The organism is Limisphaera sp. VF-2 (genome assembly GCF_049537125.1).
GTDB lineage: Bacteria > Verrucomicrobiota > Verrucomicrobiia > Limisphaerales > Limisphaeraceae > Limisphaera.
The window spans coordinates 497,262-513,683 of the sequence record NZ_JBMVQY010000003.1 but is presented as its reverse complement, the minus strand read 5'-3'; the positions used below and the strand labels follow the sequence as shown (position 1 = coordinate 513,683).

Here is a 16,422-nt window from a genome sequence, read left to right as displayed (position 1 = left end):
TTGGCGGTCCCGGTTTCCCAAAGCCGGCGTGTGGAGTCCTCTCTCATCCTTGGCACACGGAAAGCACGGTTAGGGTCGTACCACAAAGGAGAATCAACAAGATATCAGTCATCACAAACACGTCACGACGTCGATTCAACTGCGCGCGTTCGCATGTCATAAGCCACCTGAGGACACCTGGCTACGGCATGGAGAGCGCAGGTTGCGGATTCCAGTAGCCAACAGGCGTCCCAATCGAAGCGTCATGCCCGTGCCCAGGCCGCTCACATTCTGGCAGGTGTGAGGCGTATGCGCCCAGACTGTTCCGAGAGTCCCCCAGATACCGATGCCTGCGGAGGTTATGCGACCGAATCCGGTATGCGCCTTTCACGGGACACACTGCGTTGCAAACCAAACCCCACCACCGCTAACCGTGAATGCGGATTTTCACCCCACCCCAATTCGAACACGAACAAACATATGGTTGCTGGCGTAGTCGTCCCTGCAACATCTTTCGCGTAAAGCCTCCAAGTCTTCGTTGGCACCGAGTGCCGCTCACGGGGCCCCAACTGATGTGACTGTCAGTAACGTCAGCTTCCGATCGTCACAGGTGTCAGGTCGGCAAGCCAAATCATCTTTGTCAATTGCACCGTTGGGGGGCATTGCGGAGGATTCCGTATTCCGTCCACAATCTTTGCTGGCTGAGGATCAACACCTCCTGCAGGGGCTTCCGCGCGACGTCATGCGTGAAGAAGGCTTTATCCCCCATCGGATCTCTGGCTGGCCATCTCCCCAATCGTGGGCTGTAGGGACGATATGCCTACAGAACCAACCCAGTGGCCGTGTCGTTCCGTTTGGTGCCAAGACGGCAGGGGTTGAAGGGAGCGGCAGGGCCGGTGGTGCGGAGAGGTTCGCCGAAGGGACCGTATGTGCAGGGCGCCGTCTCCGTGCCGGTGAAAGCAGAGAGCAACCGGCATACGTTCCCATAGCCGTCGTACGCCACAAAATGCGTGCCCGGGGCCGGACCACTGTTCAGCCCCACCCAGAGCAGACCACCCACCCCGCCGGCGCCAGCTTCCGTGCCGGTGAGATCGACGCCCTGAACACAGCTGCGCACCAGTGCGTTGTTCGTCGCGTTCAACACTGCGACGCGCCGGCCGAACCACCCCGGATCGCTGGCGAATTTTAGGTCCTCCGTCAATACCCAGATCCCGTTGCTCATCACATTGCCGGTCTGCCGGATGCCCCGGCCCAGTGCATCGTATGCCCCGTCCACCCGACGCCAACTGGCCGATCGCCCGCCCTGTAGCTCATCCCCGGCACCCGACGGTTTGCCGCGTCCCGACAGTACATCCACCGCCCGTTCCGCACAACGTTGCCATCCCCCGCCAGAGATCAAATCAGCGTGTCCGGACTCTGCGCCACAAAGTCCTCCCGCACCTCCGACTGCACACGCTCCGCACCCTCCCGCACGACCCCGGCGTTCGCCACCCCACCCATGCCCTGCCAGGTCCGGCGGCCACGCGAATCGCCTACTTGTGGTCCCCCAACTCAGGAGCGCGGCCGAGCTTCAACTGGAGGCGTCCCGCTTGTTACCAACCCTGCTGGGTCCCGTGCTTCCTCACCGCCTTTCGGTTCATTGGATCGCGCAGCGCTCCGGCCTGCGGTCACCATATTCCTCCCACAAAGGGCACACTACTACTCAGGATCGCACGGCACTCCGGCCCCCCTCCGCGCTGACGCCGGCACCCAGCCAGCGGCTGGTCGCCGGAGCCCTCTGGCCTTCGCGAGCAGCACACGCGAATCCGACGGACATGACGTTCACCTCAACGATTTCTTTTCCTTGTAAAACCTCTCCACCGGCTCACAGGTTATGTCATGTGCCCTGCAAATAGTTTGGAGCTCGGATGCGCTCAACGGCCCGAATACTTTAGCCCTTGGGACCTGCAGCACGTACCAGCCATCGGGATCCCCACGGTAAAGGCGCCTCACATATGCGACCACCACGCATTCATTTGCCCCAATCTGCAGTACATGGCCATCAAATACTCCGCCTACTGAGTCATCACCGCGCTTCCGCAGGTAAAACAGGCCGTTTTCAGGGAATTTCTCAAGATAGTACGAACCTGCAATCGGAATCCTGTTGGATCCGCAACCAGGCACCCAAAGCATCAGCGCAACGCATGCGACGACAACACATCTCATGGTCCAAAGCAGAAAATGCACTCGTGCATTTCGCACCAGAACTCCTCATTCATATGGTTCGAGCACTGGAGGCCGGGCGCCGTTGGATCGCAAGATTCGCGAATGGACTGGTATAATGGAGCTTCTGGGGATGTGGGGTTCCGGTTGCGATACTCCAGCCCAATGTTTCCGACCGCACCCGAGCATCCGTAGCCCATGATGTAGACATCACCATCGGCCCCGCCAACAAAGCGGGCGCTTCCGTTGCCACGCTCACAGAAAAACTCCTTCAGGCGACCAACAGGACCCGCGCCCGTAAGAGGCCGCCGGTCAGGACATGGCTTGCCTCTGTTCTTGCCCAAGAACGTTCTTCTCAGCCTGGCGGCGACTTCGGATTCGGCGACATTTTGGGTATGCGGCGACGCGGGCCCGAATACTTCCTTTGACGCTAACCTGCCAGGGTACCTGTCTTTCAATCGCTTCAAAGCGCCACACCATCCACCTTCATGCGGGATAGACGCCGTGGCGCCGCAGCAACAATGAATCGCGCAACTGGTTAATCCTAATGGGTCGTAGTCACTGAGCGTTGCAATCCGGAGGAAGCCGTGCGAGTTCCAAGCAACGCCCTCTTCCTCTGGATCCCGGCTCAACCACCTCCTTGAGCCCGTGCTGTAAGTCCGGTATTCACACAGCGCCAGCCCCGTTGCAGTGTCGGTTTGCTTTATGCTGAAGTGGAAGGGGTTGAAGGGCGCGGCAGGGCCGGTGGTGCGGAGAGGTTCGCCGAAGGGACCGTATTTGTAGGGCGCCGTCTCCGTGCCGGTGAAAGCAGAGAGCAACTGGCATACGTTCCCATAGCCGTCGTACGCCACAAAATGCGTGCCCGAGGCCGGACCACTGTTCACCCCCACCCAGAGCAGACCACCCACCCCGCCAGCGCCAGCTTCCGTGCCGGTGAGATCGACGCCCCGAACACAGCTGCGCACCAGTGCGTTGTTCGTCGCGTTCAACACTGCGACGGGCCGGCCGAACCACCCCGGATCGCTCGCGAATTTCAGGTCCTCCGTCAACACCCAGATCCCGTTGCTCATCACGTTGCCGGTCTGCCGGATGCGCCGGTCCAGCGCATCGTATGCCCCGTCGACCCGACGCCAACTGGCCGATCGCCCGCCCTGTAGCTCATCCCCGGCACCCGACGGTTCTCCACGTCCCGACGCTACCTCCACCGCCGGTCCCGCACAAGGTTGAGTCAGCCTGGCGGTCGAGGTGGCGCAGTTCGGGTTTTCAACGACTCCGGAAGCCGTGAACGATGCTGGACCGTCCCCGACAAGGGAAAACGAAACGAAACCGCCATTTTGCTCGGATTCTGGAATCCGGGGCACAAACGGTGGAATGCCCCCCAAACCAAAAGCCTTGGGCTTTGCGCCACAAAGTCGGAGGGCAGCTCCGACTGCTTCCGCTCCGGACTGCCCCGCACCAGCCCGAGGTTCGTCGCCACCACGGACCCCTCGCCGCTCGGGCCTGCCCTCCACCGGGTACTCGGTTTGTACTCCGGCAAAGCCGCAGCACGAGCCGCTCTCCAGCTGAAAGAGGCCAATCCGGGCACCGCCGAGTTCGGGCTGAGGCCCCGTTGGAAAGCGCGGAGGGCGCTGAATTCTTCAAGCCCACAGACCACGCACAAGCCACAAAAACGGTCGCGCCCCCGGGTTACACGATAGCCACCCAATCCGCCATTCTTCCCGAAAAGCATCCCGGCACCGGCACGCGCCGGGTCCGACTCCTCATCCATTTTCTGCGCAATCCGTGTCCTCTGTGGGCTTTAAAAGAGGTCGAAAGAGGCAACATTTCCTCAAAGCCCCCGCGTAACCTGTGGATTCGGAATGCTGATTCCTCGGTGAAAAGGACTGTTTCATCAAGGTGTTCATGAGCACGTTAAAGCCCGGAAGGGTTTTACCGCCTTCGGGCGTCCGATCGTGTGTCGCAACATCGCTTCGATTCACCAGGCCGGGACAACGCCGCGGGTGGGCAGGCAACGAGGATTCACCTGACCCCGAAGGAGCGACACTGGGTGTAGCTTCCCCGGCCAACGCGCTGGGCGTTATCGGGTCGCGCTGCTCCGGGACGCGTTCAGTACCGGGGGACAGGACTCCCGGGGCGTGGCCCGGGCGGGCGGACAGGGTGCGCCTTCGACGCGTGGGTCAGCCGGTGCGATCCGTGGACATTGGAGGTCGTGTTTCTGCGTCCAAGCCCCGGGCTCAAGAATGCCGATCAAGGGTCTTTTCCGTGGGCAGTTTCGTGCCGAGAAGGCCCGAGAAGCTCTGCCGAGTTTTCGGGGTGTCCTGAAATCGGAAGTGCGTCCCCGGACGGGGTGTTGTGCAGGCCCCTGCCGTTTACGATCCAATCAAGCTGAGTCCTTGCCGTTCCTGGAGCATGCGCTCACGTCGCACCCCGTTGACCTGAAAGGCTCCAGCCAAGGATCCGCTCCTTTCGGAACCAGCACGGACCCATCGCGCCAGCGGCCTGCGGAGCCGGTCGATTGCCCCTGGCGCTCCCACGGGCGGTCCCGTCCTTGCGTTTTGCCGCTTTCGCGCCGGCGCGCTACCCATCCGGAGCCCGCATTCCGGGCCCGCTTGCGAGGCCTATCCGTGGCGGTTTCAGAAGTTGTGGCTTTCGCCGGGCAGCAGCAGGTAGAGGTTCTTGTGGGCGGCTTTGAACCGGCGCACGGCGTCGGCTGTGTCGATGCGGATCGGCGGGAAAGTGTTGTAATGGACGCCCAGGATTTCGTCGCAGCGGAGGAACTCGGCGGCTTTGATGGCGTCGTCCACGCCCATGGTGAAGGTGTCGCCAATGGGCAGAGCGGCAAAGCGCAGGCGTGTGCTCTCGCCGATGAGTTTCAGGTCGTAGGTAAGGGCGGTGTCCCCGGCGTAGTAGAAGGCGCCGTGCGGCGTTTCGACAAGAAAGCCGCCGGGGTTCCCTCCGTAACTGCCATCGGGCAGGCTGCTGGAGTGAACAGCCGGGGTGTACTTGACGCGGCCAAAATCGAAGCGGGCCGAGCCCCCGTGGTTCAGCGGGTGGGTCCGCTGGACGCCCTGGCGACCCAGCCAGACGGTGATTTCATAGTTCGATATCACCGTGGCTCCGGTTCGGGTGGCCAGCGCCACCGCATCCGCAATGTGATCGAAGTGGCCGTGTGAAATCAAAATGTAATCGGCCGGCACACGGTTGAGGTCGATGCTCCTGGCCAACTCGTTGGGCGTGATGAAGGGATCGAACAACAGCGTGCGCCCGCCGGTTTCCACGGCGAAACAGGAGTGACCGTAATACGTGACTTTCATGGCCGTCGTCTCCCTGGTTGGGCGCGGTCGGCCCGGGCGAAGCGGTGCTCCGGCCGGTCTGCAGCCGGCACGGGCGCGGGTTCAGGCAGCCGCCTCTTCCTCGGCTCCTTCGAGGAAGCCCTGCAAATGCCGCAGGCGCGTCGGATGCCGCAGCTTGCGCAGGGCCTTGGCTTCGATCTGGCGGATCCGCTCGCGCGTCACGTTGTACATCTTGCCGATTTCTTCCAACGTCCGCTCGTACCCGTCCACCAGGCCGAACCGCATTTCCAAAATCTTCCGCTCGCGTTCGGTCAGTGTGGCCAGCACTTCCGACAGTTTCTCCCGCAAGAGGCTGTAACTGGTGACCTCCAGCGGATTCTCGGCCGTTTTGTCCTCGATGAAATCGCCCACGCTCACGTCGCCGTCGTCGCCGACCGGCGCGTGCAGCGAGATGGGTTGCTGGGCCATCTTGAGGAGCGAGTTCACCCGGCTGACCGGCAGGTGCATTTCGTCGGCGATCTCCTCCGGAGTGGGTTCCCGGCCCAGTTCCTGGGTCAGTTGTTTTTGCACCCGCCACAGTTTGTTCATGGTCTCGATCATGTGGACCGGGATGCGAATGGTGCGGGCCTGATCCGCGATGCTGCGGGTGATGGCCTGCCGGATCCACCAAATGGCGTAGGTGGAGAACTTGTAGCCCCGCCGGTACTCGAACTTTTCCACGCCCTTCATGAGGCCGATGTTGCCCTCCTGGATGAGGTCCAGGAACGACTGGCCGCGGTTGGTGTACTTCTTGGCCACGGAGACCACCAGGCGGAGGTTGGCCTCGGCCATGTGGGTCTTGGCCTGATGCGCGCGGTCGGCGGCCGCCTTGAGGGCGTCGAAGGCCTTGTAGAACTCCTCGCGGGGCATGCGCACGAACAGTTCCAGCGCGGCAATCTTGTCCCGCTCGGCCTGCAGGGCCGCATCGCGTTCGGGCGAGGGGGGCTGCTTTTCCAATTGCTCGATGGCCCGGACGCTTTGCTGGAACTTTTCGTGGATGTTGCCGGCCACCACGACCATCTCCTCCAGCACCTTTTGCTTGTAGTAGAACTTCGGGAAGTAGGACTGGAGCTTTTTGTCGAGTTTTTCAAAGGCCGCTTGCGCGGCGGCGCGTTCGGCGGGGGTGGCGGCCTTTTGGACCAGGGCGTATTGCGCGTCCACCTGCTGGTCCAGGGCCTGCACGGTTTTCACCAGTTTGCGCAGATCCCGCAGGTGGCCTTCGCGGTTGGCGACCTTCTTGTCCACCACCACGCGGTCGAAGCGTTCCTTGGGCGGCTCGCTGAGGAGCTTTTCGGCGATGGCGATGTGTTCCTTGGCGGCAAAGCCGAAGCTGTAGATGATCCGTTTCATCTCCAGTTCGGCCTCCTCGATGCGCTTGCAGATCTCGATTTCCTGTTCCCGGGTCAGCAGGGGCACCTTGCCCATCTGGTTCATGTACATGCGCACGGGATCGTCGAGCGCATCGAGCCGATCCTCCTCGTCTTCCTCGCCGTCCACCGGCCGCCCCAGATCCACCTCCGGATTTTCCACGATCTCGATGTCCATCGCCCGGAGCTTGGTGTAGAGCTCGTCCAATTCGTCCGGGGTCAGGCCGTCCGGCAGGATGTCGTTGATGTCATCGTAGGTGATGTGCCCGTTCTCGTGGGCGAGATGGACAAGGATCTTGATGGCCTCGTTCAGGTCGGCCGCCTGCCGACGGACCACCTCTCCGGCCGGAGGGTTGGAGCCGGCCGCGGCTCCCGTGGCCGGTGCGGTGCCGGATGCAGGGGCGGGGGTACCGGAACCGGAGGGCGGCGTGACGCCGGAATCGCCCGCCGGGCGAGGGGCCCTCGATGCGGGAGCGGTGGAGGTTTCGGTCCTTTCCCTGCGCTTCAGACTGCCCAAAACAAAGCGGCGACGCACCTTGGTGGGGGCTGCCGGAGCGTTGCTCTCGGCAGCCTTCTTGGACGGCTCGGCCTTTTTGGACCTGGCCGTCTTTCCGCGCCGCACGGTTTCAGTTTTCTTTTTCGCTACCGCTTTTTTACTCGCCATATCTGATCAGACGTTCCCACTTGACGGCTCTTCAGCCGCCCGGGGTTGGTGGTCCGGCCCGGTTCCCCTGCCCAGCCCGGAGCGCAGGCAAAAATACAAAAGCTCTCGGTCTGTCCGTCGCATCGAACCTCGTTCCGCGCCGGAAAGTGCAGAACTCCGAGAACCGCGCCGATCACCCATCCGGGCGCTCCTCTGCAATCGTGGGCTGGGATTTTCCCCCTCGGGGACCCTTTCTCGCCCCCGCGGGCGGCACACAATATAGCAGACGCCGGGGCGTTCTTGCAATGTGAAATTTGCCAAACGGCGCGCAGACCCGCCGCGCGCGAGCCGTCCCGGCCGGGATTCTGGACGCCCGTGCAGGCCCGAGGTTGTGACCCGATCCCGGTGCTGTTTCAATCCAACGCCCTGCGGCTCAATGGGAACGAAATTCCCGGACCTCGATGCGGTCTTCCCACTGCACCAGAAACCGGTGGGCATGGAAGGCCAGCCGACGGGGCCAGCGCTCGGTATATTCATGCCACAGCGGGACGCCGGTCCGCGGGTCCAACCGATACAAGTTGAAGAATGTCCCCTCCCCGCTCATCCCCCGTGAAAACCACCATGCGTACAGGTACGAGCCGGTGGGAAAACACCGATCCGCCAATCGCGCTTGTCGCCACAGCACCCGTCCGGTGTCAGCCTCCACCTTGAGCAGCAGCGGCTGCGGTTTGTCCAACAGCTTGACCTGCAACGGGTGGGCCAGGTCGTCCACTGTGGCGGTCGTGGTGCAAACGTACAGCACCCGACCCTCATGCTCGTGCACCCGAGCGATGCCCACGCTGGGCAGGCGCCAGCGCACACGACCCGTGGTCAGCTCGAAGCAGGTCAGCATGCCCTGATCGAACACGCAAAGATGCGGTCCCACCTCGAGGCAGGGCCACCCGTGACCCGCCGTCTCCGCCTGCTGGAGAATCTCCGGCGAAACCGGAAACGCGAGGGCGGCCGTCCAGCGGAGCCGACCGCTTTTTTCGAACACCAGGAGTTGGGTGGCCCCGAGCAACACATCCACACTCCGCAACGGCACCCACCACGGCGGCCCCACGATTTCTCCGGTCCACTCCGTGGGCCCGGTTCCCATCCAGCGCCGCAGCCGCACCCCATAACGGCTTCGGTCTTCTTTCACGACGCTCCCGGTGCGCGCCCGCCGGAGGTCATCCAGGGCTTCTCGCACGGCTTCCCAGCTCCGGCCGGCCGTGAGCCGGTCGCTTTCGAGCACCGAGGGGGCTTCCTTTGGCTTGAGCCCCTCCCGAATCGAGATGTTGCGCTGGATCAACCAGGTCTGGAACTCCACGACCTCCGCGCCGGCGGGATAGAACTCGTGGCGGGGCGGGGCGGTGTCTGTCTCCTGTGGGTCCTCTTCGAGGAAGGCGGCGGCATCCGCCGCGGTGGGCACCCGGGCTGGGCGGGTCTCCGAACCCAGAGCAACTCCCAACGGCCGCGGCACCGGTGTCGGAATCACCACCTCGCGTTTCGCGGCTCCGGTCGCCAGCTCCACACGCGTGACCGTGCGAGGACCGCGGCCCTGCCCACTGACCGCCACCGCCGCCTGATCGTCCCACCGCACCCCGAGCACGGGTGAAGGCAGTTCCACCTGCCACCGGCGTTGTCCCGTCCGCGAATCGATGGCAAACAACCGCGCCCCTCGCAACCAGCACAAATACGGGTGATCCGCCAGCAATCGGGGCAACTCGTCGCGCTCCCCGTCCTCCCAAGGGACCCGCCACAGAACCCGCCCTTCCGGCAAGACGCGCAGCACTGCCTCACGGGCGTTCCAGGACAACAGAACCTCCGGGCGCAACAGCTCCCAAGAGCTCAATTCATCCGCTTGGACAGACGCGACAAAGACCGTGCGGGGTCGGCTTCCCCACCATTTGGACCAAACCCACCCGCCGACGGTCCCCAGCCCCAACACTGCCACTGCCACGGCCGCCGTCCTAACCCAGCGCTGACGGCGCCGGATCACCCGGTCCCTCCGGCCGGCGTACTCGGGCACTTCGATCCCCTCGCGCTCGGCCCGACCCGCGCAGAGCACCGAGCACACGTAGCCATGCAGCTCCATGCACCGCCGGCAGATCGGTCGCCCGCAAACTCGGCAACGTTCCACCGCCGGCTCATCCGGGTGCTGTGGACAGCGTGCCGGTCCTTGGGGAGATTCTCCCGGCCGGGGCGACGCCGCTGCGATGTCCACCGAACGCTCCGAGCGCAAGCGTACGCGGGGGCGGCCGCTCTCGGACGCGGTCACGCCTTCGCCGGCTGTCCATCCCGCCAGCGCCGCGTTGGCCAGCCCGGTGGCATCCGCCCCGCACTCCGGGCAGTGTACAGGCACCGGCAAGCGCCCTTCGACCGGCTCGACCTCAAAAGCGAACCGCGCTCCACACGGACACTGAACTTTGACCGTAACGCTCATTCGGTCATCGCCTGGGATTCAACAACGCGACCCCGGGTCCCAAGGGAAGCGGAAACGCCGCGACCGGTGGAGTGAAGCGAACGGAGCCATCCCCGAACAACACGTTGCCCCCCAGCCGACCGTGATTGTTCCCCGGCGGCCGGCCGTCCGGGGAAAAAACCGGGTCTCCCGGGGTTTTCGCCGTGGAATTGATTTGCTCATCGCTCACGAGCGGATCCCGCGCCGCTTCTGTCGCACGCCGCCCCTGGTAATACGCATAGCTGATCCGCCCGGCCGCAAAAGGCACGGCCTCTGGCGGTGGATGATCCCCACTGGCCGGGCAGACGAAGGTGGCGGTGGCCACCGTATACCGAGGCACCAACAGGCTCAGGACCGGTTCCGCAGTGCGCACCGAAGGCAGGGCCGGATAGCCGCCGCCATGGTCCCGCGCGTAAAGCTCCAACGCCACGTGCATCTGTCTCAGTTGCAGGGCGCAGTGCTCTCGTGCGCGCCGGGCGGCCGCCCGCTGCGCGGGCGCCCAGCTCAGCCCGATCAACACGCAGAGGATCACGAGGACCACCAACAGCTCCACCAGACTGAACGCCCGTGCGGTCGAGCCCCCCTCGCCATGGCGTACCGGTTTGAGTGCCGACTTCCCTCCATCGCCCGGGCCGGACGCCCGACGCAGCCGCAGCCCCGCCGCTCCAGCCGGGTTTGCCGGAGCCGGGCCGGTCCCGTGGCGGTCTTTCGGGCTCATCTTCGCGTCTCCCCTCAGCTTCCCTGGGGCTGTGCCCCGCGTCCCGGGCGCGGAACGGCCGCGTCGGGTCCCGAAACCGCCGCCGCCAGGCCGGCGCCCAGTTCGCCTTCGGTCAGTTGCAGGGCAAATCGCAGCAGTTCGGGCGAGGACGGAATCCGCAGCTTGCGCATGATGTTGACGCGGTGGGTCTCGACCGTTTTGGGGCTGAGATGCAGCAGAGTGGCGATTTCCCGCACCGTACGCGCCTGTCCCAACCAGCGCAGCACCTCCAGCTCCCGATCCGTCAGCCGCCCCAGCCCGCCCACGCCGGCGTCGTTCACTCCCGTGAACTCTTCCAGCAGGCGCAGCGCCAGATCCGCGGCAAGCGCAATCCGGCCCGCCATCACCTGCCGCAGCGCCGCCAGCAACTCCTCGCCCCGCGCCCGCTTGGAAAGAAAACCGCGCGCCCCCGCGCGCAGGGCCCGTCCGGCATAGAGACGCTCGTCACATCGCGTAAACACAAGGACGCGCACCTCCGGGTGATGGGCGCGCAGATCCTTGATCAGTTCCAAACCACTCCGGCCGGGCAGCGCCAGTTCCGTGACGACAAGGGCGGGCCGACGCCGTTCCACGCATTCGAGGGCCTGGGCCGCTTCTTCCGCCTCCCCGCACAACGTGAAGTCCCCCGATTGTTTCAACCAGTGCCCCACCGCCTCCCGCAACAACGGTTCGCCATCCACCACCAGGACCGCGTGCGGCGGTGGTTGCCCCGACGAAGCGACCCCTCTCATGTCGCTCATCGCTTAAACCCGGATTCGCCACCTGTCAACGGCGCCCACCCGCTGCCCGGCTCTGTTCCTCCGGGCTGTGTCGCCGTTTCGGCGCGCGGTCGCGTCGATCTTTGGGAAGGGTTGCCGCCCGCTTCCGTACCCGCGGCGCGCGCGGTGCGGGGCTGCCCGCCCCGGCGCCGGCTTGCCCGTGGGAATCTTCCGCCGTTACCCTGCCCGCCATGGTGCACGCGGATTTCGTCCACCTGCATGTTCACACGGAATACTCGCTGCTCGACGGCGCCTGCCGGTTGGACCGGCTGGTGGAGCGTGCCCATGCCCTGAAATTCCCCGCGCTGGCCATCACCGACCACGGGGTGATGTACGGGGTCATCGACTTCTATCAGGCCGCCCGGGCCAGGGGCATCAAACCCATTCTTGGCTGCGAAATGTATGTGGCGCCGGGCAGCCGGTTCGAGAAACGCACCACCACCGGCGGACGCGACGTGTACCATCACCTGACGGTGCTGGCGTGCGACGAGACCGGCTACAAAAACCTGATTCGCCTCAGCACGGCCGCGCACCTGGAGGGCTATTACTACAAGCCGCGCATCGACAAGGAACTGCTGGCCGCTCACCGGCAGGGACTGATCGTCCTGTCCGGCTGCCTGGCCGCGGAAATCCCCGAGTTGATCGTGCGCGACCAGCTCGACCGCGCCCGGGAGGTCCTGGACTGGTACCGACAGGTCTTTGGGCCCGAGCATTTCTATCTCGAACTGCAGGATCATGGCCTGCCCGAGCAGGCCCGGGTCAACCGACAGCTCCTGGCCTGGGCACGGGAATTTGGATTGTCCGTCGTGGCCACCAACGACGTGCACTACCTCGAGAAACATCACTGGCGCGCGCACGACTGTCTCATTTGCATCGGTACCCAGACCACCCTCAACGATCCCAAACGGCTTCGCTATGCACCCGAGCAATTCCACCTCCGGTCGGCCGAGGAAATGAAGGCCCGGTTTGCCGAGGTGCCCGAGGCCATCCGCAACACGCTCGAGATCGCCGAGAGGTGCAATGTCGAGATCGAGTTCGGCCGTCTCCACTACCCTGTGTTTCATCCCCCGCCCCCCTATACACGGGAGCAGTTCCTTCGGGTGTGGATCTGCGAAGGGCTGCGCCGGCGTTACGGGATGCGGGTGCGCCTGGAGGGGGAACGGTTTCACGTGGAGGGGATCGAGGATCCCCGTGCCCTGCCGGCTCTGGCGCAATTGCCCGCGGAGGCGGTCCCGCCCCCGGACGCGCCGGAGGTCCGCGCCGCCATTCAACAGGTGCTGGACCGCATCGAGACGGAACTGGCGGTCATTCAAAAGACGGGGTTTGTGAGTTACTTCCTCATTGTGGGGGACTTTGTCCGGCACAGTCGCGAACGGGGCATCGCGTGCGCGGCGCGCGGGTCGGCGGCAGGTTCGCTGGTCACTTATCTGCTGGGCATCTCGAACGTGGACCCGCTGCGTTACGGGTTGTTGTTCGAGCGCTTCCTGAATCCCGAACGGGTCAGCCCGCCCGACATTGACATCGACTTTGCGGATGATCGCCGGGCCGAGGTCATCGAGTACGTGCGTCAAAAGTACGGCCGCGACTGCGTCGCCCAGATCATCACCTTTGGCACGCTCGGCGCCAAAAGTGTGGTGCGCGACGTGGGCCGCGTGATGGGGCTGAGCTACTCGGAATGCGATCGACTGGCCAAGCTCATCCCCAACGACCCCAAAATCACCCTGGCCCGTGCCCTGGAGTTGTCCCCGGAGCTGCGCCAGGCCTACGAAACCGAGGAGGTCACCCGCGAACTCATCGACACCGCCCAGATCCTCGAAGACCTTGCCCGCAACGCCTCCGTCCATGCCGCCGGCGTGGTCATCGGACCCGAGCCCCTGGTGAATCTGTTGCCGCTCAAACAGGATGAAAACGGAGCCCTCGTCACCCAGTACGCCATGGGACCGGTGGGCGACCTCGGCCTGTTGAAAATGGACTTCCTGGGGCTCAAGACCCTCAGCGTCATCCGCAACACCTGCGAACTGGTTCGCCAAACCCGCGGCATTGAAATCCCGATCGATCAACTGCCCCTCGACGATCCCAAGACCTACGAACTGCTCAACAAGGCCCAGACCCTCGGCGTGTTCCAGTTGGAATCGGCCGGCATGCGCGAGCTGTGCCGCAAGTTCCAGCTCAGCTCCATCGAGCATATCACCGCGTTGATTGCCCTGTACCGGCCCGGCCCGATGGATCTGATCCCGGAATTCCTCCGCCGCCGGCACGGTGAGGTGCGCATCGAGTACGAGCATCCCCTGCTGGAACCCATCGCCCGCGAGACCTACGGCATCCTGATCTACCAGGAACAAGTCATGCAGGCCGCCCAGGTGCTGGCCGGCTATTCCCTGGGCGCCGCCGATTTGTTGCGCCGGGCCATGGGCAAGAAGAAGCCCGAGGAGATGGCGAAGCAGCGCGACACGTTCGTGCGCGGCTGCATGGAAAAGAACAACATCCCGGCCGCCAAGGCCCACCAGATCTTCGACCTGCTCGAGAAGTTCGCCGGGTACGGGTTCAACAAGTCTCACGCGGCCGCCTACGCCATCACCGCCTACCAAACGGCCTATCTCAAGGCCAATTACACGGTCGAGTTCCTCTGCGCCATGATGACCAACGACATGGCCGACACGGAGAAACTGGCCGAATACATCGCCGAAGCCCGGTCCCTGGGGATCGAGGTCCTGCCCCCGCACGTCAACGAAAGCGACGTGCACTTCACGCCGGTGCGCTCCGGGCCGGCTTCGGAGCCGCCCCGGGCCATCCGCTTCGGCCTGGCCGCCATCAAGGGCGTCGGCGAGGCGGCCGTGCAAAGTCTGTTGCAAGCCCGCCGGGCCGGGGGACCTTTCCGCACGCTCTTCGATCTTTGTGAACGGGCCGACACCCGCACCGTGAACCGCCGCATCCTGGAGGCGCTCATCAAGGCCGGAGCCTGCGACGGTCTGGGCCCCAACCGCGCCACCCTCATGGCGCAAATCGATGCCGCTCTTACCCGGGCTTCCCATGTCCACGCGGACCGCCAGCGGGGTCAAAGTTCCCTGTTCAGTCTGCTGGGGGAGGAAGCCACTGCACCCCCGGAAGCCGCCCTGCAACTGCCGGAGTGGCCCCTGCACCAGTTACTGGCGTACGAGAAGGAACTGCTGGGCCTTTACCTCACCGGCCACCCTCTGGCGCCCTATGCGCCCCTCCTCGAGCAGTACAGCCTCACCACGGCCGCCGATCTTCCGCAGTTGCCCCCGCGCACCGCAACGCGTCTCGGCGGCCTGGTCGTCTCCGTGCAAGAGGGGTTCAGTCGCAAAACGAATCGGCCCTATCTGATCGCCACGCTCGAGGACCTGACCGGCACGGTCCAGGTGCTGGCCTTCGACGAGGCCGGCGAGCGCTGTCGGGCCGTTCTCCAGCCCAACGCGGCCGTGCTGGTCCTCGGCGAAACCAGCAACGAAGAGGGCAGTGTTAAGCTCTTCATCTGGGACGCCATCCCCCTGGACGAGGCCCCGGCCCGGTTCACCAAACAGGTCCATTTGCGCATTTATCCGGCCACCAGCCGGCCCGAGCTGCTCGACGAAATCCGCCAACTGGTGGAAGCCCACCCGGGCCGCTGCCCGCTCTATCTTTGCTTCATCCGACCCGGGGGCGAAACCGTCGTGCTCGAAGCCCACGAGCGCTTCCGTGTCAAACCCTCCCTGGCCTTCCAGCGCGCCGTCGAGCAGCTCCTGGGCAACAATGGATACTACGTGAAAGTGGACCTCACCCCGCCCGAGCGCCCTGCCCGGTTCCCGCGCCGCGAAGCCAACGGCCGCGCCCCCCTGCCGCGCAACGGCACGTCCGGCTGAGAAACGCCCGATGCGTCTATGGCCCGGGCGATCCCCCCGCCGCAGCCTGCGCGCGCAGTTTCCTCTGCAGGTCGCGCAAGGGCCGGTACCCGATCAGAACGATGCCCTCCTGCCGGATCAGCTCCTTCAGATCGGGATCGTTCGTGAACAGTTCGTATTCTGCAGCGCGCATGGCCCAGCTGCCCGTAACGGCCTTGAGCTCCTCGGTCGGCAACGCAGCATGAATGTAGAGTTCTGTGACGCCCGGCTTGAGCCGACGCAACCGGTCCATCCAAAACCGCTTCGCCTCGGCAGGTTCCCGGGGCAGGTCCTCATACACAAAATCGTCCGGGAAAAGAATGCCCCGCTCGGCAAAGCGCTGTCGCCACTGTGCCTGACCGAACCTGGCCAGAGTCTCCGCCGAAGCCATGCGCACGGGCAGATCGAATTCTGCCGCCAGGGTCAGGTAAACCTCCATGTACGCCGGATTCAGCTGCAGCGTTCCCATGTGCGAGTCCAAATGCGTCACATCCAGGCCGGCCTCCAACGCTCGGCGAATCTGCGCCCGGGCCTCCAACAACGCCTGTTCCGGCGTGGCATGCGCATACACCTCGGCCACGCTCCGCCAGAAATAACCCGTCGGGTCCACCAACCCGGGGACCTGATCCCGGGGCAAAACGGGTCCCCAACGGTACACCGACCACTCGGAGGTGTGCGTCAGATGCACGCCCACATCGGTTCCCGGGCGATTCCGGGCCCACGCCACCACTTCGGGAAACCACGGGCACGGAACCATCACGGAAGCCGATCGCATCAGGCCCCGTTCCAAACACGCAAATGTGCCGGCGTTGGCCGCGTGACACATCCCCAGATCGTCCCCGTTCACAATCAAGAGCCGGTCCGTGGCCTTGTATCCCAGCCGCTCGGCCAGACTGGACTGCCCGTCCACGGAGAAGCCGACCACCACGACCACGGCAAACGCCAACCACCCGGGGAGACTCAGCGAAGGCACCGTCGGTTCCATGCGCGGCAAGCTACCACCGAGCTCTCCTGAAGGTCA

9 protein-coding genes and 1 pseudogene are annotated in these 16,422 nt (G+C 64.5%); 1 reads left to right on the top strand and 9 read right to left on the bottom strand.

Annotated features, from left to right (window positions below):
• Positions 1 to 799: 799 nt before the first annotated feature.
• The 8 genes and pseudogenes from ACPDIT_RS11975 to ACPDIT_RS11940 all read right to left on the bottom strand — a co-directional run bounded on the left by ACPDIT_RS11975 (position 800) and on the right by ACPDIT_RS11940 (position 11,505).
• Positions 800 to 1,336: a hypothetical protein gene (locus ACPDIT_RS11975; protein WP_423443771.1), complete on the bottom strand. Its 537-nt coding sequence runs from the start codon at positions 1,334 to 1,336 to the stop codon at positions 800 to 802.
• An 844-nt stretch (positions 1,337 to 2,180) separates the two neighbouring features.
• The gene (locus ACPDIT_RS11970) at positions 2,181 to 3,251 is read right to left on the bottom strand and encodes an RHS repeat domain-containing protein (protein ID WP_423443769.1); all 1,071 of its coding nucleotides are present in this window, start codon (positions 3,249 to 3,251) and stop codon (positions 2,181 to 2,183) included.
• Between the two features lie 1,563 nt (positions 3,252 to 4,814).
• Positions 4,815 to 5,495 (bottom strand): metal-dependent hydrolase, encoded by a 681-nt coding sequence (locus ACPDIT_RS11965; RefSeq protein ID WP_423443767.1) that lies wholly within the window; start codon positions 5,493 to 5,495, stop codon positions 4,815 to 4,817.
• Between the two features lie 81 nt (positions 5,496 to 5,576).
• Complete coding sequence (gene rpoD, locus ACPDIT_RS11960) at positions 5,577 to 7,544, bottom strand: RNA polymerase sigma factor RpoD (RefSeq protein ID WP_423443765.1); 1,968 nt, start codon at positions 7,542 to 7,544, stop codon at positions 5,577 to 5,579.
• 412 nt (positions 7,545 to 7,956) lie between these two features.
• A complete protein-coding gene (locus ACPDIT_RS11955) occupies positions 7,957 to 9,642 on the bottom strand; it encodes a PQQ-binding-like beta-propeller repeat protein (protein WP_423443830.1) in 1,686 nt (561 codons plus the stop codon).
• A pseudogene (locus ACPDIT_RS11950) lies at positions 9,643 to 9,990 on the bottom strand (B-box zinc finger protein); the annotation flags it as partial.
• A gap of 4 nt (positions 9,991 to 9,994) precedes the next feature.
• Positions 9,995 to 10,726, bottom strand: coding sequence for a prepilin-type N-terminal cleavage/methylation domain-containing protein (locus ACPDIT_RS11945; protein ID WP_423443763.1), 732 nt, complete (start codon positions 10,724 to 10,726; stop codon positions 9,995 to 9,997).
• A gap of 14 nt (positions 10,727 to 10,740) precedes the next feature.
• Positions 10,741 to 11,505, bottom strand: coding sequence for a response regulator (locus ACPDIT_RS11940; RefSeq protein WP_423443761.1), 765 nt, complete (start codon positions 11,503 to 11,505; stop codon positions 10,741 to 10,743).
• A gap of 209 nt (positions 11,506 to 11,714) precedes the next feature.
• Here ACPDIT_RS11940 and dnaE point away from each other — a divergent pair, with 209 nt between their 5' ends.
• Entirely contained in the window at positions 11,715 to 15,383 is a 3,669-nt protein-coding gene (gene dnaE / locus ACPDIT_RS11935) for a DNA polymerase III subunit alpha (protein WP_423443759.1), read from the top strand.
• Between the two features lie 16 nt (positions 15,384 to 15,399).
• On the opposite strand, the gene ACPDIT_RS11930 is transcribed toward dnaE, so the two are convergent.
• On the bottom strand, positions 15,400 to 16,386 hold the full coding sequence (locus ACPDIT_RS11930) for a polysaccharide deacetylase family protein (protein WP_423443758.1): 987 nt from the start codon (positions 16,384 to 16,386) through the stop codon (positions 15,400 to 15,402).
• Positions 16,387 to 16,422: the final 36 nt, after the last annotated feature.

What these genes read in the sequence shown, in the direction of transcription:
- ACPDIT_RS11970 (WP_423443769.1), bottom strand. Translation starts at nt 3,251, where the DNA reads ATGAGCAACGGGATCTGGGTGTTGACGGAGGACCTGAAATTCGCGAGC.
- ACPDIT_RS11965 (WP_423443767.1), bottom strand. Translation starts at nt 5,495, where the DNA reads ATGAAAGTCACGTATTACGGTCACTCCTGTTTCGCCGTGGAAACCGGC.
- rpoD (WP_423443765.1), bottom strand. Translation starts at nt 7,544, where the DNA reads ATGGCGAGTAAAAAAGCGGTAGCGAAAAAGAAAACTGAAACCGTGCGG.
- ACPDIT_RS11955 (WP_423443830.1), bottom strand. Translation starts at nt 9,642, where the DNA reads ATGGAGCTGCATGGCTACGTGTGCTCGGTGCTCTGCGCGGGTCGGGCC.
- ACPDIT_RS11945 (WP_423443763.1), bottom strand. Translation starts at nt 10,726, where the DNA reads ATGAGCCCGAAAGACCGCCACGGGACCGGCCCGGCTCCGGCAAACCCG.
- ACPDIT_RS11940 (WP_423443761.1), bottom strand. Translation starts at nt 11,505, where the DNA reads ATGAGCGACATGAGAGGGGTCGCTTCGTCGGGGCAACCACCGCCGCAC.
- dnaE (WP_423443759.1), top strand. Translation starts at nt 11,715, where the DNA reads ATGGTGCACGCGGATTTCGTCCACCTGCATGTTCACACGGAATACTCG.
- ACPDIT_RS11930 (WP_423443758.1), bottom strand. Translation starts at nt 16,386, where the DNA reads ATGGAACCGACGGTGCCTTCGCTGAGTCTCCCCGGGTGGTTGGCGTTT.